Below are 23,033 nucleotides of genomic sequence, written 5' to 3'. Positions count from 1 at the left end.
CGGTCACGCGTAGGGTGGATTTCGTGCGGCTGGAGAACACCACCTCGTGGCGGGCGTCCTGGGGGAGCGAGCAGGAGATCGACATCGCTCTGTACCTCCGGGACGTGCTCGCGTTGTCCGTAGCCGAGGGCCAGCTCCTGCCTCCGGTGGAGCCCGCGGTTCCGGTGCGCGTGCCGCCGGCCATCGACCGCGCCGCCGTGCAGGCCCAGTGGGCGGACTGGTGGACCGACCTCCTGGACTTCATCCGCGTTCGCGGCGAATCGGGTTCGCGGACGCCGCGCAGCCGCTTCGGCCGGCCCGCTCCCGGCGACGGCTCGGCCATCGACCTGGCCATCCAGCACTTCACGCCCGCCGCCGCGCGCCACTTCACGGAGGCCCGGCGGCCGGCACTGCACGCCGCTTTGGGGGCCGCGGGCTTCTACCGGCGCCAGATCGTGGCGGGCGACCGGCTGGGACAGCTCGTCCGCGAGACCGAGGTCGACCTCGGCCGGCGGGCGCGGCCCTTCCGGCTTTCGGTCATCGAGATCTCCGTGGCGGGCCGCGTGTGGCTCCGGACCGCCGAGGACCAGATCCTCGTGTCTTCGCGCTTCGCCGAAGACGTGCCTTCGCTGGAGCAGGCGATGCGCTCGGTGATCCGCGACCTCGCCTGACGGCGTACGCAAGCGTTTGCGCTCTCGGATTCGCGCCCGACTGGCAAAGATCTCCTCCAGACTGGTGGAATCCCGGCGGGCCGAACGGGCGGTCCGCGGGACGAGACAGGGGTGAGGGGTGTGGCCTGGTTGCGCAACCGGCGCACGGAACCCGCCGACGGGGACCCCGGAACCACCGCCGACACGTCCGCGTCGAACACGGACGTGGACGTCGTAGCTGCCCCCGGTGATCTCGAACGCGCGCTGGCCGATCGTCAGGCGCTCATCCAGCTCTGCCTCTACGCGCTCGACCGCGCCCGCAGCGGTGGCGTGGTCCAGCGGCTCGAACACGGCCTCGCCGACATCGGCGTCACGGCGCTGCGCCCCGACGGCGAGCGCTTCGACCCCGCGTGCCACGAGGCCGGCGGCGCGATCCCCACCGACGACCCGGCGCTCGACGGCGTGGTCGCCGAGACCGAGGTGATCGGCTTCGCCGAGGGCGAGCGGTTGCTGCGCGCGCCCATCGTCACCGTCTACGCGAAGCGAGCCCAGTGACCTCTCCCAGCCTTCCCGCCCAGGTCCAGGCCGCGCGCGAGCAGCTGCTCACCGTGGTCCGCGACGCCGATCCGCAGGCCGCCCAATGGGTGGACGAGGTGCGCCGGGCGCGCGCGGCGAAACCGTCGGTCGTGATCGTCGGCGAGACCAACCGCGGCAAGAGCACGCTGGTCAACGCGCTGCTCGCGACCCCGGGACTGTCCCCTGTGGACGCCGACGTCGCCACGGCCACGTACCTCGTCTTCGAGCACGCGGAGCAGTGGGGCGCGCAGGCGTGTTATCCGGGCCAGCTCGCGCCCGTGCCGATCCAGCTGACCGAGCTGGTCAACTGGGTCTCGGCCGCCCACGAGCTCCCGCCGGGCCAGATCCCGCCGCGCTACGTCGACGTCTCCGGCCCGGTCCCGCTGCTGGAACGCGTGACGCTCGTCGACACCCCCGGCGTCGGCGGCCTCGACTCGCTGCACGGCGAGCTCGCCCGCGAGGCGGCGGCGAGCGCGACGGCGCTGGTATTCGTGCTCGACGCGTCGGCGCCGTTCACCTCCACTGAGCTGCAGTTCCTCCGCGATGTAGCCGACCGCGTCGAAACCGTGCTCTTCGTGCTGGCCAAGACCGACGCCTTCCGCGGCTGGCGCGAGATCCTCGAGGCCGACCGCCGGCTGCTGGCCCAGCACGCGCCCCGCTTCGCCGACGCCGTGTTCCACCCCGTGTCGGCGCGCGTGTTCGAAACGGCTGCGAAAGCCCCGAACGAGCAGGTCGCGGCCATGCTGCGGGAGAAGTCGGGCATCGCCGCCGTGCAGGTCGCGCTGCAGGAGATGCTCGTCGGTCGCTCGATGATGCTGGCCGAGGCCAACACCCTGCGCGCGCTCTCCAGTGCGCTGGCCGGCATCAAGGCGAAGCTGCAGGCCGAGAGCCGGGCGCTCTCGGCCGGCGAGGCCGAGGCGGAGCAGCTGCGCGAACGCCGGGACCACCTGCAGGCCGAACGCCGTTCGTCGACCCGCGGCTGGCAGCTCAAGCTGCGCGGCGAGATCCAGCGCACCCGCGTGGAGGTCGGCCACGAGAGCAGTCGCCAGATGCGTGACGCGCAGACCCACTTCCGCCAGCGCATCGACTCGGCGAAGCGCGACGAGCTCGCCGCGCTGCCGCAACAGGTGGACCTCGCGCTGCAGACGACCTCGCAGCGGGTGTCGATGCTGCTTTCGCAACGGCTGAACCACGTGACCAACGTGGCGTTGTCCGAGCTGTTCTCCGCCGAGGAGCTCGACGTGATCCGCGCGCAGTTCGCGCGGGCCGGCGGGCCGCCCGTGGTGCTGCGGCCACCGGACAAGAAGCCGCCGACGGCCGAGGACAAGCTCCTGGTGTTCATGGGCATCTCGGGAGGGGTGGGCGCGGGCAAGATCGCCGCGTTGCCGCTGGCGGGTGTCGCGATCCTGAACCCGGTGGTGCTGCCGGCCACGATCATCATCGGCCTCGGCGCCGGCTGGTGGATGGCGCGCACGCGCAAGCACGCCGCCGACAAGCAGCACATGAAGCAATGGCTGGTGGAGGCCATCGCCGACGCTCGCTCCACGCTCGACCAGCTCGTGGCCGAGCAGCTCATCGAAGCCGAGCAGCAGCTGTCGATGGCGCTCGACGAGGCGCTGAGCCGCCGCATCGAGGCGATCGAGGCCGAGCTCAAGGACGTGGACCGCACGATCAAAATGGGCGCGCAGGAGCGGGCCAAGAACATCGCGATCACCTCCAAGCGCCTGAAGGAGGCCACCGACGGCCACGCGAGGGCGGAATCGCTGCTCGGGCGCATCCGAACGCTGCGTGACCGGGGTTGATCAGCTTGTGGACGGGAACCGAACCGGCCTAACGTGAGTCCTACCGATCGACAGCAGAACGCAGCCGGCGAGACCTGGTCCTAAAAGGGGGCTTTTCCCATGTGGGTCGACGAGAGTGGCGGCACCGACACCGACGCCAGCGGACCCGACGCCATGACGGTCCACGTCGAAGGCCAGGACTACCAGGCGGAGGTCAACTACGACGTCGACTCCGACGGCGTGGACGACACCGCCATCGTGGAGCACGACGACGGCACAGCGCAGGCGTTCATCGACGCGGACGGCGACGGCGTCGCCGACCAGTACGCCGTGCTGGACAGCTCCGGCCACGTCGTGGACCAGGCGGTTTACGACGAATCGAGTGGCGCGTGGGTCGAGTCCGGCGGTGCTGAGCACCCGGGCGGCACCGACCCCCACTCGCAGGACGACTCCACGACCGGCCACATCCACGCCGACCTGCCCGACGGCCAGGTCGACGCCGGCGTCGCCACGATCGACACCGACCACGACGGCCACAACGACACCGCGATCGTCGAGACCAAGGACGGCGGCACGATGGCGTTCACCGACACCGACGCCGACGGCGAGGCCGACGTCGCGGTGGAGATCGGCGCCGACGGCAGCACCACCACCTACGAGCACACCGGCGCCGGCCAGTGGACCGAGGCCGAAAGCGCCGGTGTCCGCGCGGCCGACCCGGCGAGCGACTCCATCTGGGGCGGCGATGGCACGCAGTTGCTCTCGGGCGTCGCGAAGATCGATTCGGGAACCGGACAATGGATCAGTCCCAACTGACCCATTTGTAACTCACGTCACAACGGGCCCGGCTCTCGCCGGGCCCGTTGTCGTTTCCGGACGCGCTGATCTTCTTCCGAATTGAGCGCCCCGCATCGAAAGGATTTCCGGCGCTGGCCCAATCCGGTGACAACTGAATCGATTCCCTTATCGTTCTTGTGAGAGAACCGACAGGTCAGCTCTCGGTTACCTGCCGGTCATCCGGCTACAGTCGAGGAATCCCAAAAACCCGCACACCGGCTCACCCCCGGTGTGCGAAGCCATTCGGTCGCCGGCAACGAGGCCCGCACCCGGACACCGCGGTCCGGCGTGTGGGCTTATTTGTCGTCGGAAGTTCGGAAGTCAGGAGTAGAGATGACCGCAGTCGCCATCCCCGGACTGGACAATGCGCCGACGACGCACAGTGGCGTGCTGTCCTGGGTCCGGGAGGTCGCCGAGCTGACCACCCCGGACCGCGTGGTGTGGGTCGACGGGTCCGACGAAGAGGCCGCGAAGATCAACGACGAGCTGGTCGAGGCCGGGACCTTCGTGAAGCTGAAGGCCAAGCCGAACTCCTACTGGGCCACTTCCGACCCGGGCGACGTCGCTCGTGTCGAGGACCGGACCTTCATCTGCTCGCAGCGTGAGGAGGACGCCGGCCCCACGAACCACTGGGTCGCGCCCGCCGAGATGAAGGCCACGATGACCGAGCTGTACCGCGGGTGCATGCGGGGCCGCACGATGTACGTGATCCCGTTCTGCATGGGTCCGCTCTCCGACGAGAACCCCAAGCTGGGTCTGGAAATCACTGACTTCGCCTACGTCGTGGCATCGATGCGCGTGATGACCCGCGCGGGCAAGGCGGCGCTGGACAAGTTCATCAACCCGGACGGCACTGAGCGCGACTTCGTACCGGCGCTGCACTCCGTGGGCGCCCCGCTCGAGCCGGGTCAGAAGGACGTCGCCTGGCCCTGCAACGACACCAAGTACATCTCGCACTTCCCCGAGGAGCGCGCGATCTGGAGCTACGGCTCGGGTTACGGCGGCAACTCCTTGCTGGGCAAGAAGTGCTACTCGCTGCGCATCGCCTCGGTCATGGCGCGCGACGAGGGCTGGCTCGCCGAGCACATGCTGATCCTGAAGCTGATCTCGCCGGAGGACAAGGTCCACTACGTCGCGGCGGCTTTCCCGAGCGCCTGCGGCAAGACCAACCTCGCGATGCTGCAGCCGACCATCCCGGGCTGGCGCGCCGAGACCCTCGGCGACGACATCGCGTGGATGCGCTTCGGTGAGGACGGCCGCCTCTACGCCGTGAACCCGGAGTTCGGCTTCTTCGGCGTCGCGCCGGGCACCGACTGGCACACCAACCCGAACGCCATGCGCACCATCGAAAAGGGCAACACGGTCTTCACGAACGTCGCCCTCACCGACGACGGTGACATCTGGTGGGAGGGCATGGAGAACACGCCTGAGCACGCCACATCGTGGAAGCACCAGGACTGGACGCCGGCGTCCGAGGAGAAGGCCGCGCACCCGAACTCGCGTTACTGCACGCCGATGTCGCAGTGCCCGATTCTCGCGCCGGAGTGGGACGACCCGCAGGGCGTGCCGATCTCGGCCATCCTGTTCGGCGGCCGCCGCAAGACCACGGTGCCGCTGGTGAACGAGGCCCGCGACTGGCAGCACGGCGTGTTCATGGGCGCCACGATGTCGTCGGAGACGACGGCGGCCGCGGCCGGCGCGGTGGGCAACGTGCGCCGCGACCCGATGGCGATGCTGCCGTTCCTCGGCTACCACGCCGGTGACTACTTCAAGCACTGGCTGACGCTGGGCAAGAACGCCGACGCGAACAAGCTGCCGAAGATCTTCTACGTCAACTGGTTCCGCCGCGGCGACGACGGCCGCTTCCTGTGGCCGGGCTTCGGCGAGAACTCGCGCGTGCTCAAGTGGGTGCTCGAGCGCGTCGAGGGTCGCGGGAACGCCGTGGAGACGCCGATCGGCTTCATGCCGCGCGCCGAGGACCTCGACACCGAGGGCCTCAGCGAGCCGGTTTCCGACATCGAGGCCGCGCTGGCTGTCGACGCCGACGAGTGGCGCGCGGAGCTGCCGCTGATCGAGGAGTGGTTCGAGAAGATCGGCGAAGTGCCCACCTCGCTGCGTGACGAGCTCGACGCGCTGGCCCATCGCCTGAGCTGACGTTCTGTCCGTCCGAAGGGGACGTTCGTACCGTTGTGGTGCGAACGTCCCCTTCGTGCTGCAGCGGCCCGGGGATCGTCGGGAGCGCCCGGTAGCGTGAGCCGCATGGAAGCCTTCGCGCAACGGTGGTCCCGCCGATGATCATCGACGCCCGCGGCCTCGGCGTGAAGGCCGGCGACCTGTGGCTGCTCGACGACCTGGACTTCTCCGTCGACCCCGGCGAGTGCGCCGTGCTCGTCGGCCCCAACGGCGTCGGCAAGTCCACGCTGCTCCGGTGTTTGTACGGCATGCAGGAACCGCAGCGCGGCCGCGTCCGCATCGACGGCGAGAAGCCCGACGAACGCAGCGTCGCCTTCCGCCGCAAGGTCTCCGTGCTGTTCGACGACTCCGACTTCTTCGCGGAGCTCACGCCGATGCAGCACCTCGAACTCCTGGCCGGCTCCTTCGATGTTGATCTGGGCGACTTCGACGCATTGCTGGCGGACGCCGGCCTCGCCGACCGCGCACGCGTCACCGCCGGCCACTTCTCCGCCGGCCAGCGCCGCCGCCTGCTGCTCCTCGGCGTCACGGTCCGCCCGCACAAGGTCCTGCTCCTCGACGAACCCGAACGCGCCCTCGACACCGCGGGCAAGGACTGGCTCGTGGACCTCATCAAACGCTCCACCTCCTCCGGGGCAGCCGTCGTGGTCGCCACCCACCACCAACCCCTCCTCGACGCGGCCGACAGCGTCCTCGAACTGTGGTGACCCCGGCCTCCCCCTCCAGCGCGGCGACGGTCGGCTCGCGGGTTCGTGCCGTGCCCGGCGCCCGTCCCGCGTCGCGCGCTTTCACCGGCTTCTGCCTGCGGGGCCTTGGCTTCGGCTTCCCCGCACCTTTCGCGGCGGCGTGCGTACCTGCCGCCGCCCACGCGCGGCCCCTCGCCGACCCTGCGCCGCAACCGCGTCGCGCCTCGAGCGCACAGCGGTCCAGCCACCGCGATCTCAGCATCTTCGCGCTGCGGCAGCCCACTGCCTGCCGTGAGCGCGGGCCCGCGAGCCTGCTGCCGTCCCTGGATGCGCCACGTGCGGCGCGGGGTGATCGTGGCGGCGTCGTCCACTCGCACCGCTGCCCCGCGTTCGTCGGCGCTCGGTTCCCGGTGGCCGAAAGCGGGGCCCTCCCGTGGTGACCCTCGGTACCCGCCTCCGCGTGCCGGGCCGGAAGCGCTTCGGGGGGATCTTCAGCGGCGACAGCGCCACTTTCGTCCTGATCTTCGGCGTCGGCTTCCTCTTCACCGCGTTCTTCCGCACCGACGCGTGGCACCGGGTCCTTTTCGGACCGTCCCCTGTGGACTACCCCGCCGTGCTCGGCCTCGTCACGCTCTGCTGCGCGGTGGGCTGGCGCAGCCTGCTCCGGCGAGGCTTCGTCTGGACCGAACCGGCGGAACTGACCTGGCTGGACTTCGCCCGCGTGGACCGCCGCCGCGTGGTGGCGGCGCGCCTGGCGGGCGGCCTGACCGGCTTCGTGATCGTCGTTGCCTACCTCGCCGGGCTGATGCTGGCCGTGGGCGGCAGCTCGCTGGACCTGTGGCGCGCGGCACTCGCCCTGGTCGCGAGCAGCGCGCTCCTCGTGTTCGCCACCGCGCGGCGCACTGCGTTGCGCGTCGACACCGCCGGGCCGGTGCTGCTGGCCGTGCTGGGCGTCGTGATCGCGGCCGCGCACCTCGGGCCCATCGCGGTGCAGTACGCGGGCGCCGGCATCCTGCTGTGCGCCGTCGCGCTGTCGTTCGGCGGCGAACCGGTCACGCGCGCGGGCCGCGCGATCCTGCTGGACGGTTGGAACGCGCGCGTGCTGCGCTCGGTAGCCGTCACGTTCCTCGACCCGATGATGATGCTGCCCGAAGCCACGGCGTCGGGCCGGTGGTCGCTGGGCCGGCCGACACCGCTCAGGCTGGCGGTCGCAGGCATCGCGGGGCGCTCGCGGTATGCGGGAATGCTGTTGCTCGTCGCGCTCGCCGTCGCGGTGGGGCACGTGGCCGTGCCGACGTTGCCGGGCTCGGTGCTCGTCGGCCTCGGGGGCTACGTCGCGCTGACCCCGTTCGGCGCCGGCCTCGGCGTGCTGTGGCGCAACCCCGGCCGCCGGCGTTGGCTGGGCTCCACGGATTCCGAGCTCGTCATCGCCCACGGCGCGGTGCTGACCGTCGTCGCCGTCGTGTGGTCGGCGCTGCTCGGGGTCGCGCTCGCGGCGCTCGGCACGTCGGTCTCCGCGTTGTCGTGGGTGACCGTGGCACTCGCTGTGCTGTCGGTGTTGCGCACGGTCACCCGCAAGCCCGTCGACTACAGCAGCGCCGGATTCGTCGACACCCCAGCGGGTCCGCTGCCCGCGAACCTCGCCCGCCAGCTCTTCCGCGGACCCGACCTCCTGGTGCTCGGAATCGCGGCCCTCGCACTGCTCGGCTGACCCGCGCCCGGCGGGTTAGGCTCCCACCGGACGAGAGGAGCTGACGTGGGCGGTGGACACGCTCCGGGCACCGGCCGCCGGGCAACCAGCGAGTTCCCACCCGGCTGGACCGACGAGCAGATCATCGCGGTGATCAAGGACGTCGCCAACGATCCGAGCGAACCTCGCACCCGGCAGTACAACGGCCGCTGGCGCTGCGTCGGCGAACGCTACGGCGTGCAGGTCGTGGTGCTGGTCGATCCGGAGGGCTTCGTCCACACGGGATACCCGGTCGCCGGCGCCGGCGTGATCCGCAACCCGGACACCGCGCGCGACCCCGCGAACCCGACGGTGGCCGACCGCGCCGAGAACCGCATCAGCTACTTCACCGACAGCCTGCTCGACCTGCTGGCCGACCGCCTCCCGGCCGAGGACCTGGCCCATTACCGCACGCTGCAGTGGTCCGGCGAATGGGAAGAGCTCACCGACACGCTCGCCGCCCACATCACCATCGCCGGCGTGCCGCTCAACCCGGACGAACTCTCGGACTTCGAAAAGCTCCTGAACTCCTTCGACCTCCCGGTGCGCGCGTGCGCGTTCATCAACGACCGGGACCACATCCTGGCGAAGCTGCGCGCCTAGCTGGCCTGGGACAACGCGGCCTTGAACGCAGGGTCCGCTTCTGGGTCTTCGCACGCCGTCCGCAGCACGTCCAGTGGTACCCCCACCGCGTCGGCGATCGCCGCGACCGTGAAGAACGCCGGCGTCGGGATGCGCCCGGTCTCGATCTTCCGCAGCGTTTCCACCGAGATGCCGGCCTCGGCCGCGACGTCGACCATGCTGCGGTCCGCGCGGGCAGCGCGCAGCGCCACCCCGAGGCGCTCACCGCGGGAGCGCTCTTCGTCCGTCAACGGCACCCGAACCATGCCCCGCAGTCTAGTCGAAAGTTGTCCACTGCCTGTGGACAACTCTGTGCACAAGGTGTGGAAAACGCCGCGAGCCGCGCGACCACAACACCTGGGGTCACCGAGCCGGCCGCCCACAGCCCCTAGATCAACACCGAAACCGTCCCCAGATAGCTGTCCACGAGCTTGTCCACAGCTCGGATCCGGACACTTCCTGCCCTGAAGACCGGATTGACCGCTGCGGTGCAAGTGCCCCGCAAACCTCTCCGAAGACCGTTCCCAAGCCCTTGACCTGGGCTGATCAAATCGTTGTCCCGTTCACGTGACGCCCGTGTGGCCGAAGTTCTAGGGTCAGGCCCGTCGCGTGTCGTGTGAGTGTTAGGTGAGGTCCCGATGTCCACAACAAGACCGGACGGGCGGGTGCGCGGGTTTCAGTTCAGCCCGTGGAACCTGCTGCTGATCGTCCCGCTGTTGATCCTGGTCACGCCGTTGTTCAACTTCGACGGCCCCCGGCTCTTCGGCATGCCGTTCTTCTACTGGTTCCAGCTCGTGTTCGTCGCCGCCGGCGTGCTGTGCACCGGCATCGTCTACTGGGCGACCCGCAAGGAGCCGACCAGTGACGAGCCGGACAAGCTGAGCGTGGACGACCTCGACGAGGGTGAGAGCCGATGACCATCCAGTGGGTCCAGCTGACCATCTTCATCATTCTCTTCGCCCTGGTCACCGTGCTCGGGTTCGTCGCGTCGCGCTGGAAGGCGGGCGCGACCCTCGACCACCTCGACGAGTGGGGCCTCGGCGGCCGAAAGTTCGGTGCGTGGATCACGTGGTTCCTGCTCGGTGGTGACCTCTACACGGCGTACACGTTCGTCGCCGTGCCCGCGCTGGTGTTCAGCGCCGGCGCGCTCGGTATGTACGCGCTGCCCTACACGATCGTCGTCTACCCGATCGTGCTGCTGCCGGCGCTGCGCATGTGGTCCGTCAGCCGCTCGCGCGGGTACGTGACGCCGGCTGACTTCGTGCGTGGCCGCTTCGGTTCGCCGACACTCGCGTTCCTCGTCGCCATCACCGGCATCGTCGCGACCATGCCGTACATCGCGCTGCAGCTGGTGGGCCTGGAGGCCGTGCTGCGCACGATGGGCATCAACGGCTCCGGCATCGTCGGGCACCTGCCGCTGCTGGTCGCCTTCCTGATCCTGGCGCTGTACACGTACCAGTCGGGCCTGCGCGCGCCCGCGCTGATCGCGTTCGTCAAGGACATCCTGATCTACATCGTGATCATCGTGGCGATCGTGTACCTGCCCTCGAAGCTCGGCGGCTGGGACCACATCTTCAACCAGGCGGCGACGAAGCTGGCCACCCCGAGTCCCGCCACCGGCAAACCGGCCGGGTCGATCCTGCTGACCTCGGCCAACCAGCTGCAGTACGCCACGCTGGCCCTGGGGTCGGCGCTCGCGCTGTTCCTCTACCCGCATTCGCTCACGAGCGTGCTCGCCTCGCGCGGGCGCAACGTGATCAAGCGCAACATGGTCGCCCTGCCCGCGTATTCGCTGGTGCTCGGCCTGCTCGCACTGCTCGGGTACGTCGCGATCAGCGCCGGCGTGAAGCCGCTGACCAACAACGCCACCGGCAAGCCCGACGGCAACACCATCGTCCCGTTGCTGTTCGACTCGCAGTTCGCACACTGGTTCGCCGGCATCGCGTTCGCCGCGATCGGCATCGGCGCGCTGGTGCCGGCCGCGATCATGTCGATCGCCGCGGCGAACCTGTGGACGCGCAACATCTACAAGGAGTACATCCGCAAGAACGCGACGCCGAAGCAGGAAGCCAAGCAGGCCAAGCTCGCATCGCTGATCGTGAAGCTCGGCGCGGTGCTGGTGATCATCCTGATCGACCCGCAGTTCTCCATCGACCTGCAGCTCATCGGCGGTGTGCTGATCCTGCAGACGCTGCCGGCCGTGGCGCTCGCGCTGTACACGCGGTGGCTGCACAAGGCCGGCCTCATCGCCGGCTGGGCCGTGGGCATGGGCTGGGGCCTGATCATGCTGTACGGAATCCCCAACCCCGCCAATGGAAAGCTGCACTTCGGCGGTTCGGCGCTCGCGATGGGCAACCTGTCGATCTTCGGCTGGCACCCGTTCTCGGGCACCGGCCTGGCGACCGTGCAGATCTACCCGGGCTTCGTGGCGCTGATCGCGAACATCCTGGTCGCCGTGATCGTCTCGGCCATCGCGCACGCGGCGAAGTGGAACCCCGGCGTCGACGAGACCCAGCCGGAGGACTACCACGCGGACGAGCACGACAAGGACCTGCGGCCCATCGGCGTGCACTGAGTTCTAGTCCACAGTGGATGGCCCCCTCGCCGGATTCGGTTCCGGTGAGGGGGCTTTCTCTTTGCCGATCATCGCGTTCGACACCACGTAGAGCACCACGGCGTTGAGCAGGTGCCAGAGGGAGTGCGTGCCGACGGGGAGATCCCCGCACACGACGCCGTCGATGGTGCGGAACGCCAGCGACAACGCGAACACCGCGCCCGCCAGGGCGAAGTGCGTCCAGTACGGGTCGCGCGCGTACGCGAGCACGCCCGCGAACACCGCCAGCCCGATCAGCGCGGGCAGGTACAGCCCACCGCCGAGCGCCGCCAGCGCGGCCGTGACCACCACGAACGCGGGCGCCGCGAGCCAGGACCATTTCGGCCTCATGCCCAGGAAAACGTGGGGGAGCCTCGCGGCGTAGTACAGCACGAACACGAGGATGAAGCCGGAGTCGGCGGCCCCGTCCCAGCGCGTCGCGAGCAGGTGGAACACCGTGCTGGCCAGGAACACGAGCCCGACGAGCACCGCGAGCGTCCGCCCGGTCCGCCGCCCGTCGGCGCGCCACCACACCGCGATGGCGGACACGAGGAACGCCAGGTTGGTGACCTCGTTCAGCGGCTCGCCCCACAGCCCGGGCGCGAGGCGCTCGCAGTAACCGTCCACGTATGCGGTCCAGTTCACCGGGTAAGCAAACTCCACCCGGGTGAACCGCGGTGCCAAGGGTGGCGGGTTTCCCGTTATCGATCCGACCGGAAGTAGGCGGATACGCAACTGGCGGCACCGCATGCGGCACCGTTCCCGCCGTGACTGCGGTTGGTTTGGTAACCAGCCGCACAGTAGCGTGGGGCATGAGCGACAGCCGGTTTCCCGTGACCGAACTCGAAGACCTGCCCGAAGACCTGCGTGAACGCGTGGGCGCCATCGCGGAGAAATCCGGCTTCACACCGAATATCTTTCGCGCGCTGGGCCACCGGCCGGCGGAGCTGCGGGCGTTCATGGACTACCACGACGCGTTGATGGAGCGCGAAGACGGGCTGACGAAGGCGGAGCGCGAGCTGGTCGTCGTCGCGACGTCGGGGGCGAACCACTGCACCTACTGCATCGTCGCGCACGGGGCGATCCTGCGGATCCGCGCGAAGGATCCGGAGCTGTCCGACCGCGTCGCCGCGAACCCGTGGCAGGTGGAGCTGGACGAGCGCGGCCGGGCGATCGTCGACCTCGCGCTGGCGCTCGCGCAGGACTCGGCGCTGTTCGGCGAGGCCGACCTCGAGGCGGCGCGCGACGCGGGGCTGACCGAGGACGAGATCTGGGACGTCGGCGCGATCACGGCACTGTTCGCGATGTCGAACCGGCTGGCGCACCTCACCGCGCTGAAGCCGAACCCGGAGTTCTTCCTGATGGGGCGTCAGAAGCGGTAGAACGGGCCGGGCAGGTCGCGGCTCACCTCGAAGTGGCCGCGCAGCCAGGCGCGCAGCTTGTTCATCGGCTTCGTCCAGATGCGCGGCGCCGGCCCGAAGTAGCGCGGGTCTTCGTGCGGGGTGAACGCGTCGCCGGTCAGGACCACCACGTCGTGGCCGCGCGGGCAGCGGCCGGACACGGAGATCACGCCGCGCGTGAGGTTCTCGACCCACTCGACCTCGTCGACGCCGAGCAGCGTGCGGCGGTCGCAGACGGCGCAGTAGACGACGAACATCTAGAGCTCCATCCGCCAGGTCTCGCCGGTGACCGGCGGGCCGAACTCGCGGGTGGGCTCCTCGTGTTCCAGCCTGAACCCGGCGCTGCGGTAGATGCCGCGGGCGGCGTCGAGGGCCGAGAGCGTCCACAGCTCCATGGCCGCATAGCCGCGGCCGCGAGCGAACTCGACGCACTCCTGCACCAGCCGTTTGCCGACGCCGTGGCCGCGGGCGGCGGGTTCGAGCAGCAGGAGACGGAGCTTGGCGGTGCGCTCGTCTTGGCTGGGCATGCAGAAGATGCTGCCGACGCGTTCGCCGGCGAGCTCCGCGATCCACGCGGCCTGGCGCGGGTCGTCGCGGTGATCGGCGAAATCGGCGACCACGCGGGCGACGAGGGCTTCGAAGCGTTCGTCGAGGCCGTACTCGCGCGCGTAGAGGGTGCCGTGGCGGTGGACCACCCAGCCGAGGTCACCTGGTCGTGGGGTGCGTAACACGAGCGTGCGGTCTGTGGTCTTGTCGCCGACGAGCTGCGTGATGGTCCCCATCGCGCCGAGCAGGCGACGCTGGTCTTCGTCGGGGAAGCGTTCGAGAAGGCCGCCTATCTGGCGCACCGAGCGGCTGTCGAGGTCGGCGAACGCATCGCGGCCGGCGTCGGTCAGGCGGACGATCTGGCGGCGGGCGTCTTCGCCGCTGCGTTCGCGGAGGACCAGGCCGCGGCCTTCGAGGCGGCTGAGCAGCCTGCTCGCGTAGCCGGCGTCGAGATCGAGGCGTTTCCGCAGGTCACTCACGTGAAGCTCGGTTTGTTGGGCGACCTCGAACAGTACCCGAGCTTCGCTCAGGGAGTACTCGGCGTCGGCCGGTCCTTCGTCGAGGACGCCGATCACCCCGGTGTAAAGGCGGTTGAACGCGCGCACGGTTGCGACGCGCTCCGCCAGGCTCACGTCGTTCATTGACCACCTCAACCAAATCGTTGACGGAGTCAAGCATCGCGCCGCAAGCCGGTTCACGCAAGGGGCTGGCGGAATCGGACAAAGGGTCCAGACATGTGGAAACCCCGTGATGCTGCCAGGTCGGGGGTCCGCCAGCATCACGGGGTCGTACTGGTTATCGATACCGCGAGGCGCGGCGTTACAGCCACAGCACTTTGTGGTCTAGATCACTCACGTGAGTGACACACTAACCAGTTACAGCTGGGTCAGCGCATGAACGGCTGACGCGCCTGGGCGAGGGCGATGAGCTCCTGGCGCACCGTCGAGGTGGCCGCGGTGTCGATCGCCCGGCTCAGTGCCCGGCGAGTACGAGCCTCGGCGCGACGAGCACGGAGCTTGGCGGCGATGTTGCTCATTGTTTCTGCATCCCCTTTGGAGGTTCTCGGTGGTTGTGTCTCTAGTATGCGCCTTTTTTCACGAGGATGCCAACGAATCAGCGGTGATGTGGCTTACTGGCCGATGAATCATCGGCGGTAGCCAGGATTACGCCGGACAGATTGCGTGTCTCGGGTCACTTCGAGGTAACGGGCAGCGGTGTATCGGCTTATCTAGTGTTCTTGCTAGATACCGCTAGGCAACGTCATAGAGCGGTAGCGAGGGGAAGGCGACTGTCAATCGCGGCCGAGCAGGTAGTGCCCGAAGTGAGGCACCGTGAAGGCGATCTGTCCGCGTTCGGCGGAGTAGACGAGACCCTTTTTCATGAGGCTGTCGCGCGCCGGCGAGAGCGAGGAGGGCTTGCGCCCCAGGTAGACGGCCACGTCGGCGGTGCCGGCGGCGTCGTCGCGGCCTTGCGTCAGCTCGGCCATCGCGAGCAGGTACTCGCGCTCCGCGGGTGTCGCGCGCTCGTAGCGCGAGCCGAAGAACCCCACGGCCAGCTCGGACTCCGCCTCGGGCGCCGCGACCTGCACGTCCTTCACCGTGATCGGATCCGCGGGCGCGGCGTCCCACGCGGCTTTGCCGTAGGCCTGGATGAAGTAGGGGTATCCGCCGGACGCGTCGAACAGTGCGTCGAGCGCCTCGGGCTCGATGCCGGCTTCCTCGCGTTCGATGGGGGCCATCACGGCGAAGTCGGCGTCCTCACGGCTGAGGCGGTCGATGCGCGCGTAGCGGAACAGCCGTTCCGAGTAAGACTTCGAAGCGCTCAGCACGGCCGGCACGTGCGGCAACCCCGCCCCGACGACCACGAGTGGCGCCCCGGACTGCGACAGCTCATGGCATGCGGCGCACAGAGCCGAGACGTCGTCGGGCTGCAGGTCCTGGATCTCGTCGATGAGCAGCGCCACCCCGGTGCCGACGTCGGCGGCGAGTTCGGCGACGTCGGTGAACAGCTCCACCAGGTCGATCTCGATGTCCCCGGAATCGGCGCGCCCCTGCGCGGCCGGCGCCTCGATGCCGGGCTGCCACCGATCCCGCAGCTTCGCGTCGACCTTGTTCGCCTTCAACGCGAACGCCTTAAGCACCCCCAGAACCCCGTCAACCCGGTCCGGCGCCCGGTGCCGGACCGCGAGATCCCGGATCGCCCTGTGCAGGGCAGCCGACAACGGCCTCCTGAGCTCCGCATCCGGGCGCGCCTCGATCTTCCCGGCGCCCCACCCGTGCCGAAGGGCCATCGACCGCAGCTCCCCGAGCAACACGGTCTTGCCGACCCCCCGCAGCCCGGTCAACACCAGACTCCGCTCCGGCCGCCCCCTCGCGACGCGCTCCAGGACCACCTCGAACGCCCCCAGCTCGCGCTCCCGCCCCGCCAACTCGGGCGGCCGCTGCCCAGCCCCGGGCGCGAACGGATTGCGGATGGGGTCCACTCTGCCACCGTATCGGGGTATCTAGCGCAGGCCCGATATTGCGCCATATCCCGCTAGCGCGTGTCGCCGATCACTGCCCTGTGGCTTTGACTTTGCACGCCTGATGACGGGTCCCCTCACCTCCGCGCGACCCGCACGACCGGCTGCTTCGCGCCGGGCCCGCCACGCGAACGGTTCGCTCGCGCCAAGCCGCGCACGCGAGTGGACCTTTCGCGCCAACCCGCGTGCGAGTCGACCGTTCGCGCCGGTGCGGCCACGCGAACGGACCTTTCGTGCGAGTCGTGTGTGCGAACGGACCGATCGCGCTTGGCGCGGCCACGGCGAACGGACCTGTCGCGCCAAGCCGCGCACGCGAGTGGACCTTTCGCGCCAACTCCGCGTGCGAGAGGACCGTTCGTGCCGGTGCGGTCACGCGAACGGACGTTTGCGCCAAACCGCGCACGCGAGTGGACCGTTCGCGCCAACCCGCGTGGGGAGGGGACCGTTCGCGCCCGGTCGCCCGGAAGGACCGGGCACTTCGCCGCTCCCCCGGCGCGAGAGTGGACTCTTCGCGCGATTCGCGTGCGCGAATGGAGCGTTCGGCTCTACCGCCTGTCGTGACGGGACCTCTCCCGCGTCGATGGACCGCCGGCGCGACGTCAGCCCCGTTCGCGCTCCCACGCGACGGCGGCGCCCACGCCAGGAGGGATGCGCGAGTGGACCTTTCGCGCCAACCCGCGCACGCGAGTGAACCGTTCGTTCCGGTGCGGCCACGCGAACGGACCTTTCGTGCCAAGTCGTGCGTGCGAGGGGACAATCGTGCCCGGTCGACCGGTGCGACTGGACCGTCCGCGCTCCCCGGCGCGCGAGTGGACCGTTCGTGCCGAGTCGCGTGTGCGAGGGGACCGTTCGCGGGCATGGCACCGCGCGAGTGGACCGTTCGCGCCGGGCCCAAGGCGTGGCGGGACCGGTCACGAAGGGGCCGGCCGTACCGGTCGAGCGGGCACGACAGCACCACTCGCTCAGCCAACCCACCTCGACCCCACGCGACCAGAGGGATGGACGCGTCTCCCAACCCAGAGGGATGGGCGGGTCTGCAGCCCCGACCATCCCCACCCCCAGCGCTCACTCCGACGCCGTACTAATCGGCCAGGTTCCGTTCCGCGTAGATCCGCATCGCGTCCCGGATGAACTCCGCGGTGCCAGGGCCGAAATCGGCGTCGTAAGACCCATACCGCGGATCATCGACATACAACTGCCCCAAGCCCGCGAAGTATCCGCGCGACACCGTCTTCACAGCGGGCCGCAGCCAGGCGTGGAGACGGCCCACGATGGCCTGCGCCTCGGCAGACTCGATCGACAGGCCCGAAGCCCGCGCCGCCCCGAAAGCAGCGGCGATCTCCTTCTGCTCCCGCTGGTGCGCCGCACGCTCCGAAGCCGACAACGACCGCCACCACTGGTCGCCAGTGCGATAGGCCGATTTACCCCAACGGGACGTCACCTCGGCCTCGTGCACCGTGTGATCGAAGCCGTCGAAAACTTCTTCCGCCACGAGTGGTTCACCTCCCTCCAATTTCCTCAACGTGGTCCGTACGGAGTCGATCTGCCGCCCGATCCGCGCCCGCTCCTGTTCCAGCAGCGAGAGGTGCGTCGACAAAGCGACAACGCTGTCGCGTTCGCCGTCGAGCACGGAGGCGATCGCGGGCAGTCCCAGGCCGAGTTCGCGCAGCAACAGGATCCGCTGGAGCCGCACCAGGGCGGCCGAGTCGTAGTAGCGGTAGCCGTTGCCGCCGATGCGGCTGGGTGCGAGCAGCCCGACGGCGTCGTAATGCCGCAGCGTCCGGCTGGTCGTGCCCGCCGCTCGGGCGATGTCCTGGATCGACCATTCCATGCCGTCAACGGTAAAAGTTGACGCAGCGTCAAGGTCAAGCACCAGAGACGCCCAGAGACACCCAGAGAAACCAGAGCCGCTAACGCCCGCTGAGCAAATCTAGAAAAAACGCGATACACACCTAGGCAACGCTAGCGCGGTTCGGCGACCGTCAGGCGGGGAATCCCGGTTGTAGGTTCGACCAGCACCGAAGACCTCGCAGGAAAGGCGATGACCGTGATACTGCGCCGGGTGGCCCGTCCACTGATCGCGTCGATGTTCATCTACGGCGGTATCGGCATGCTCCGCGACACCCAAGGGCACGCGAAGGCGATCGAGCCGTTCCTCACCGAGACGTTCGACAAGGTCGAGGGCCTCGTCCCCCAGCAGGTGCCGCGCGATCCCGCGACGCTCGTGCGCATCGACGCCGCCGTGAAGATCGGCGCCGGTCTCGCGTTCGCGGCGGGCAAGGCGCCGCGGCTGGCGTCGCTCGCGCTGCTGGGCACGCTCGTGCCGACGACGGCCGCCGGGCACCGGTTCTGGGAGATCAAGGACCCTGCCGAGCGGCAGGCGCAGCAGATCCAGTTCCTCAAGAACGCGGGCATCGCCGGCGGTCTGCTGCTGGCCGCGGGCGACACGGCGGGCAAGCCGTCGCTCGGGTGGCGCGCCCGCCGCGCCGCGAAGAAGGCCGGCAAGCAGGCGGAGAAGCTGACCAAGAAGGCCGAAAAGCAGCTCAGCTGAACAGCGGATCCGGGCCCCGCGCAAGGGGCCCGGACTCACTTCTCCAGGATCGCCGTCACGCCTTGGCCCCCGGCCGCGCAGATCGAGATCAGGCCGCGGCCGGATCCCTTCTCGTGCAACAGCTTCGCCAGTGTCGCCACGATCCGCCCGCCCGTCGCGGCGAACGGGTGCCCCGCGGCGAGCGACGAGCCGTTGACGTTCAGCTTCGCCCGGTCGATCGAGCCGAGCGGCGCGTCGAGACCCAGCTTCTCCTTGGCGAACGCGGGGTCCTCCCACGCCTTCAGCGTCGCCAGCACCTGCGACGCGAACGCTTCGTGAATCTCGTAGAAGTCGAAGTCCTGCAAGGAAAGCCCTGCACGTTCGAGCATCCGCGGCACCGCGTACGCGGGCGCCATCAGCAGTCCCTCGGCGCCGTGGACGTAGTCGACGGCCGCCGTCTGCGAGAACGTCAGGTAGGCCTGCACGGGCAGGTTGTGCGCCTTGGCCCACTCGTCTGTCGCGAGCAGCACGGTCGACGCGCCGTCGGTCAGCGGCGTCGAGTTGCCGGCCGTCATGGTGCCCTCCGCACCGCCGTACACGGGCTTGAGTTTGGCCAGCTTCTCGACCGTCGAATCCGGCCGCAGGTTCTGGTCCTTGGCCAGTTTGAGGAAGGGCGTCACGAGGTCGTCGAAGAACCCGCGGTCGTACGCGGCGGCGAGGTGCTGGTGACTGGCCGCGGCGAGCTCGTCCTGCGCCTCGCGCGTGACGTCCCAGATCTTCGCCGTCAGCGCCGCGTGCTCACCCATCGACAGGCCGGTGCGCGGCTCGGCGTTGCGCGGGATCTCGGGCACGATCTGGCCCGGCCGCAGCTTCGTGAGCAGCTTGAGCCGGTCGCCCAGGGTCTTCGCTGCGTTGAGCTGCACGAGGATCTTGCGCAGGTCGGTGTTCACGGCCAGCGGAGCGTCACTCGTCGTGTCCACGCCGCCCGCGATGGCGGAGTCGATCTCCCCCAGCGAGATCTTGTGCGCCAGGTTGATCACGGCCTGCAAACCCGTGCCGCAGGCCATCTGGACGTCGGACGCGGGGGTCGCGGCCGAGAGCCGGCTGCCGAGCACGCTCTCGCGCGCGAGGTTGAAGTCCTTGGAGTGCTTGAGCACCGCGCCCGCCGCGACCTCGCCGATCACCTCGTCCTGCAGCGCGAAGCGGCTGACCAGGCCGTCGAGCGCGGCGGTGAACATGTCCTGGTTCGACGCCTTCGCGTACGGGCCGTTCGACCGCGCGAAGGGGATGCGGTTGCCGCCGATGATCGCGACCTTGCGGACCGCGGCGGTTTTCCTGGTCGCCATGACGTCCACCTCTCTGAGTCGTCCCTTTCACACTGTAACCTACTAGTGAGTAGGTTAAACTGCGACGTGACGCAGACGGCACGGGAGGCGCTCGATGGCTGACAGGTATCAGCAGTTCACGAAAACCCCGGTGGGGAAGTTCGTGGTGCCGAAGCTCGGCCTGCCCAACCCCGCCACGCTGCGCCGGTACCGCGCCGGCCAGCCCGCACTCGAGGGTCCCGCACTCCTCGGCGCCGCGCCGGGCGGACGGCTCGAAAAGACTCTGAAGGGTCAGCTTGACGAGGCGGGGATCGAGGTTCTGTCGGCTGCGGCCGAACGCCACGGGGCTCTCGTCTTCGACGCCACGGGCGTCAAGGACCCCACCGACCTGCGTGAGGTCTACCGCTTCTTCCACCCGGTGATTCGGAAGGTCGGGCCGTCGGGCCGCGTCGTCGTGTTCGGGACGCCGCCGGAGCTGGTCGAAGGCCGCGAGCGGATCGCGCAACGGGCGCTGGAGGGCTTCGTGCGCTCCGTCGGCAAGGAGCTGAAGCGCGGCGCGACGGCGCAGCTCGTGTACGTGGCCGAAGGCGCCGAAGCCGCGGCCGAGTCGACCGTGCGGTTCCTGCTCTCGGCGAAATCGGCGTTTGTCGACGCGCAGGTGATCCGCGTCGGCACGCACGGCACCTCCGCCGTGGCTCCGGCAGACTGGGAAAAGCCGTTGGACGGCAAGGTCGCGCTGGTCACCGGCGCGTCGCGGGGCATCGGCGAGGCCATCGCGGACACGCTCGCCCGCGACGGCGCCCACGTCGTCGCCCTGGACATCCCGGCGCAGGGCGCGGATCTGTCCACAGTGGCCAATCGCGTTGGCGGATCCGCACTGCAGCTGGACATCACGGCAGCCGACGCACCGGCCAAGCTCGCCGAGTACCTCACCACACGCCACGGCGGCGTCGACGTCGTCGTGCACAACGCCGGTATCACGCGCGACAAGACGCTCGGCAACATGACCGAGGGCGGCTGGGACGTCGTCCTCACCGTGAACCTCGCCGCGCAGCTCGCCGTGAACGACAAGCTGCTCGCCGACAAGGTCCTGCGTGAAAACGGCCGTATCATCGGCGTCTCGTCGATCGCGGGTATCGCCGGCAACGTCGGTCAGACGAACTACGCCACGTCGAAGGCCGGCGTGATCGGCATGGTCAACGTCGGCGCCCCGCAGCTCGCGGAGTACGGCGGCACGATCAACGCCGTCGCGCCGGGCTTCATCGAGACCAAGATGACCGCCGCCGTCCCGCTGTTCATCCGCGAAGCCGGGCGGCGCCTGTCGAGCCTCGGCCAGGGCGGGCTGCCGGTCGACGTCGCCGAGACCATCGCCTGGTACGCCAACCCCGCGTCGGCCGCGGTCAACGGCAACGTGGTCCGCGTGTGCGGCCAGGCCTTGCTGGGAGCGTGACGATGTCCGTCCGCGAGCTGACCAGCGCACCCAGCCTGGCGACGCTGTACCCGAAGGCCCTGCTGCGCCGCGGCGGCGGTTCGACGCTGCCGGACACGGAGCTGGTGCGGCCGTCGGTCACGATCTCGGCCGAGCATGTCGCTGCGTACGCAGAGGTGTGCGGGTTTCGGTATTCGGATGTGCTGCCCGCGACGTACCCGCACATGCTGGTGTTCGGATTGCAGATGGCGCTGATGACGGAGCCCGGGTTCCCGTTCCCGCTGCTCGGCCTGGTGCACGTGGCGAACTCGATCACTTCGAAGCGCCCGTTGTCCCTGGGCGAGACGTTCTCCACGCGGGTGCGGGCGGAGAACCTGCGGCCGCACGAGAAGGGCCGGCAGTTCGACATGGTGAGCGAGCTGTGGGCGGGCACGGAGCTGGTGTGGTCGGAGGTGTCGACTTACCTGCGCCGCTCGAGTTCCCCGGGTTCCTCGCGGCCGCGCGCCTCATTGGTCCCCCCGACCCCGACCGCCCTGTGGACCGTCCCGGCCGACATCGGCCGCCGCTACGCCGAGGTCTCGGGTGACCGCAACCCCATCCACCTGCACCCGCTGACCGCACGCCTGTTCGGCTTCCCCCGCGCCATCGCCCACGGCATGTGGACGAAGGCCCACGCCCTGGCGTCCTTCGAGGGCCGCCTGCCCGACGCGTACACGGTGGACGTCCGCTTCAAGCAGCCCGTGCTGCTTCCGGGCCGCGCGGCCTTCACCGCCTGGCCGACGGACGAGGGATGGGCTTTCGAGCTGTGGAATGCCCGGAAGCCCAAGCCTCATCTGGACGGTGTGATCTCAGCTCTCTGAGTGCGTTTCGGGCAGCGGCTTCCAGACCTGGCCTTCGACGAGGTCGTTGAACCCCAGCCACACGAGGTTCATCAGCCACGACGCGAGCACCCCGTCGGAGATCTCGGGGTGGTCCAGCGCCCAGTCGGCCAGCGACTCCGCCGCACCGACCAGCGCCGCGGCCAACCCGGCGCCCGAGAACTCGGCCTGCTCCCCCAGGCCCTTCCGCGTCCCCGCGGACACCACCAGCGCGGCGACCAGCTCGATCGCCCGCCCGCGCATCGCGGTGACCTCGCCCGCGAACGTGCCCCCGACCGTCAGCGCTTGGCGGTGCAGCACCGTCCATGACTCGCGGTACTCGGCGACGAAGCGGTAGAACGACCGCAGCCCGTGCCACAGCTGCATGTCCGGCGGAAGATCCGGCTGGGCGCCCGCCTGGATGGCCTCGAGCAGGCGCGTCGCCTCGCGTTGGATGCTCTTGCCGAAGAGGTCTTCCTTGGAGCCGAGGTAGGTGTAGATCATCGGCTTGGAAACGCCGGCGACGTCGGAGATCTCGTCCATCGAGGCCGCGTGGTAGCCGTGGCGGGAGAACACGCGCACGGCGGCGTCCAGGATCTGCCGCTCACGCACGGCGCGCGGCAGCCGCCGGGCCCGCTCGGGCGGGCGCTGATCTTCGTCGGGCACTCTCCGACCTCCCTCTCGCCAGCAGGAGACGGTACCTGCCGCCGTGGTCGCCGCGTGCTTGCCCGCTTACCTACTCATGGGTAGCCTTTGCTGGAAGAGCACGGAAGGGACTTG

Annotated in this window: 23 protein-coding genes; 14 read left to right on the top strand and 9 right to left on the bottom strand. The window is 69.5% G+C overall.

What is annotated here, in order from left to right:
* The first annotated feature begins 23 nt into the window (after positions 1–23).
* The 8 genes from AB0F91_RS39395 to AB0F91_RS39360 all read left to right on the top strand — a co-directional run bounded on the left by AB0F91_RS39395 (position 24) and on the right by AB0F91_RS39360 (position 9,034).
* Positions 24–650: a hypothetical protein gene (locus tag AB0F91_RS39395; protein ID WP_360606256.1), complete on the top strand. Its 627-nt coding sequence runs from the start codon at positions 24–26 to the stop codon at positions 648–650.
* Positions 651–779: 129 nt separating this feature from the next.
* Positions 780–1,184, top strand: coding sequence for a nucleotide exchange factor GrpE (gene grpE, locus AB0F91_RS39390; RefSeq protein ID WP_360606323.1), 405 nt, complete (start codon positions 780–782; stop codon positions 1,182–1,184).
* Positions 1,181–3,007 (top strand): dynamin family protein, encoded by a 1,827-nt coding sequence (locus AB0F91_RS39385; RefSeq protein ID WP_360606254.1) that lies wholly within the window; start codon positions 1,181–1,183, stop codon positions 3,005–3,007. The genes grpE and AB0F91_RS39385 overlap by 4 nt, the downstream gene beginning before the upstream one ends.
* 99 nt (positions 3,008–3,106) lie before the next feature.
* The gene (locus AB0F91_RS39380) at positions 3,107–3,802 is read left to right on the top strand and encodes a hypothetical protein (RefSeq protein WP_360606252.1); all 696 of its coding nucleotides are present in this window, start codon (positions 3,107–3,109) and stop codon (positions 3,800–3,802) included.
* Positions 3,803–4,156: 354 nt separating this feature from the next.
* A complete protein-coding gene (locus AB0F91_RS39375; protein WP_360606250.1) occupies positions 4,157–5,977 on the top strand; it encodes a phosphoenolpyruvate carboxykinase (GTP) in 1,821 nt (606 codons plus the stop codon).
* A gap of 140 nt (positions 5,978–6,117) precedes the next feature.
* The gene (locus AB0F91_RS39370; RefSeq protein WP_360606321.1) at positions 6,118–6,723 is read left to right on the top strand and encodes an ABC transporter ATP-binding protein; all 606 of its coding nucleotides are present in this window, start codon (positions 6,118–6,120) and stop codon (positions 6,721–6,723) included.
* A 412-nt stretch (positions 6,724–7,135) separates the two neighbouring features.
* A complete protein-coding gene (locus tag AB0F91_RS39365) occupies positions 7,136–8,413 on the top strand; it encodes a DUF6297 family protein (protein WP_360606248.1) in 1,278 nt (425 codons plus the stop codon).
* Between the two features lie 45 nt (positions 8,414–8,458).
* A complete protein-coding gene (locus tag AB0F91_RS39360) occupies positions 8,459–9,034 on the top strand; it encodes an EndoU domain-containing protein (RefSeq protein ID WP_360606246.1) in 576 nt (191 codons plus the stop codon).
* Here the strand turns inward: AB0F91_RS39360 and AB0F91_RS39355 are convergent.
* Complete coding sequence (locus tag AB0F91_RS39355) at positions 9,031–9,318, bottom strand: helix-turn-helix transcriptional regulator (RefSeq protein ID WP_360606244.1); 288 nt, start codon at positions 9,316–9,318, stop codon at positions 9,031–9,033. The genes AB0F91_RS39360 and AB0F91_RS39355 overlap by 4 nt on opposite strands.
* Before the next feature lie 372 nt (positions 9,319–9,690).
* Here AB0F91_RS39355 and AB0F91_RS39350 point away from each other — a divergent pair, with 372 nt between their 5' ends.
* Together AB0F91_RS39350 and mctP are read left to right on the top strand one after the other, a co-directional pair.
* Positions 9,691–9,969 carry a DUF3311 domain-containing protein gene (locus AB0F91_RS39350; RefSeq protein WP_360606243.1) on the top strand — a complete coding sequence of 93 codons (279 nt, stop codon included), beginning with the start codon at positions 9,691–9,693 and terminating at the stop codon, positions 9,967–9,969.
* Positions 9,966–11,627 carry a monocarboxylate uptake permease MctP gene (gene mctP, locus AB0F91_RS39345; protein WP_360606241.1) on the top strand — a complete coding sequence of 554 codons (1,662 nt, stop codon included), beginning with the start codon at positions 9,966–9,968 and terminating at the stop codon, positions 11,625–11,627. The genes AB0F91_RS39350 and mctP overlap by 4 nt, the downstream gene beginning before the upstream one ends.
* A 3-nt stretch (positions 11,628–11,630) precedes the next feature.
* Here the strand turns inward: mctP and AB0F91_RS39340 are convergent, their stop codons facing one another.
* On the bottom strand, positions 11,631–12,290 hold the full coding sequence (locus AB0F91_RS39340; protein WP_360606239.1) for a hypothetical protein: 660 nt from the start codon (positions 12,288–12,290) through the stop codon (positions 11,631–11,633).
* Positions 12,291–12,457: 167 nt separating this feature from the next.
* On the opposite strand from AB0F91_RS39340, the gene AB0F91_RS39335 reads away from it, so the two are divergent.
* Positions 12,458–13,027, top strand: coding sequence for a peroxidase-related enzyme (locus AB0F91_RS39335; protein WP_360606237.1), 570 nt, complete (start codon positions 12,458–12,460; stop codon positions 13,025–13,027).
* Here AB0F91_RS39335 and AB0F91_RS39330 read toward each other — a convergent pair.
* From AB0F91_RS39330 to AB0F91_RS39310, 5 genes are all read right to left on the bottom strand, one after another.
* Positions 13,015–13,302 carry a hypothetical protein gene (locus AB0F91_RS39330; protein ID WP_360606235.1) on the bottom strand — a complete coding sequence of 96 codons (288 nt, stop codon included), beginning with the start codon at positions 13,300–13,302 and terminating at the stop codon, positions 13,015–13,017. The two genes, AB0F91_RS39335 and AB0F91_RS39330, sit on opposite strands and share 13 nt — an antisense overlap.
* On the bottom strand, positions 13,303–14,232 hold the full coding sequence (locus tag AB0F91_RS39325; protein ID WP_360606233.1) for a helix-turn-helix domain-containing GNAT family N-acetyltransferase: 930 nt from the start codon (positions 14,230–14,232) through the stop codon (positions 13,303–13,305).
* A 245-nt stretch (positions 14,233–14,477) separates the two neighbouring features.
* A complete protein-coding gene (locus tag AB0F91_RS39320) occupies positions 14,478–14,627 on the bottom strand; it encodes a hypothetical protein (RefSeq protein ID WP_360606231.1) in 150 nt (49 codons plus the stop codon).
* 255 nt (positions 14,628–14,882) lie between these two features.
* Positions 14,883–16,073, bottom strand: coding sequence for an ATP-binding protein (locus tag AB0F91_RS39315; protein ID WP_360606229.1), 1,191 nt, complete (start codon positions 16,071–16,073; stop codon positions 14,883–14,885).
* 1,120 nt (positions 16,074–17,193) lie between these two features.
* The gene (locus AB0F91_RS39310; protein ID WP_360606227.1) at positions 17,194–17,943 is read right to left on the bottom strand and encodes a MerR family transcriptional regulator; all 750 of its coding nucleotides are present in this window, start codon (positions 17,941–17,943) and stop codon (positions 17,194–17,196) included.
* A 216-nt stretch (positions 17,944–18,159) separates the two neighbouring features.
* Here AB0F91_RS39310 and AB0F91_RS39305 point away from each other — a divergent pair, with 216 nt between their 5' ends.
* A complete protein-coding gene (locus AB0F91_RS39305; RefSeq protein ID WP_360606319.1) occupies positions 18,160–18,663 on the top strand; it encodes a DoxX family protein in 504 nt (167 codons plus the stop codon).
* 35 nt (positions 18,664–18,698) lie between these two features.
* Here AB0F91_RS39305 and AB0F91_RS39300 read toward each other — a convergent pair whose 3' ends face one another.
* Positions 18,699–19,988 carry an acetyl-CoA C-acetyltransferase gene (locus AB0F91_RS39300; RefSeq protein ID WP_360606225.1) on the bottom strand — a complete coding sequence of 430 codons (1,290 nt, stop codon included), beginning with the start codon at positions 19,986–19,988 and terminating at the stop codon, positions 18,699–18,701.
* Between the two features lie 94 nt (positions 19,989–20,082).
* Between AB0F91_RS39300 and AB0F91_RS39295 the strand changes: the two genes are divergently transcribed.
* Both AB0F91_RS39295 and AB0F91_RS39290 read left to right on the top strand, forming a co-directional pair.
* Positions 20,083–21,417, top strand: a complete 1,335-nt coding sequence (locus AB0F91_RS39295) for a 3-oxoacyl-ACP reductase (protein ID WP_360606223.1) — start codon at positions 20,083–20,085, stop codon at positions 21,415–21,417.
* A gap of 2 nt (positions 21,418–21,419) precedes the next feature.
* On the top strand, positions 21,420–22,256 hold the full coding sequence (locus tag AB0F91_RS39290) for a MaoC/PaaZ C-terminal domain-containing protein (RefSeq protein ID WP_360606221.1): 837 nt from the start codon (positions 21,420–21,422) through the stop codon (positions 22,254–22,256).
* Here the strand turns inward: AB0F91_RS39290 and AB0F91_RS39285 are convergent.
* Positions 22,245–22,919, bottom strand: coding sequence for a TetR/AcrR family transcriptional regulator (locus tag AB0F91_RS39285; RefSeq protein WP_360606219.1), 675 nt, complete (start codon positions 22,917–22,919; stop codon positions 22,245–22,247). The two genes, AB0F91_RS39290 and AB0F91_RS39285, sit on opposite strands and share 12 nt — an antisense overlap.
* Positions 22,920–23,033: the final 114 nt, after the last annotated feature.

Origin of the sequence: Amycolatopsis sp. NPDC023774 (genome assembly GCF_040639695.1) — a bacterium.
In the GTDB taxonomy this organism is placed as follows: Bacteria; Actinomycetota; Actinomycetes; order Mycobacteriales; family Pseudonocardiaceae; genus Amycolatopsis.
This window is presented reverse-complemented; position numbering and strand designations above follow the sequence as displayed.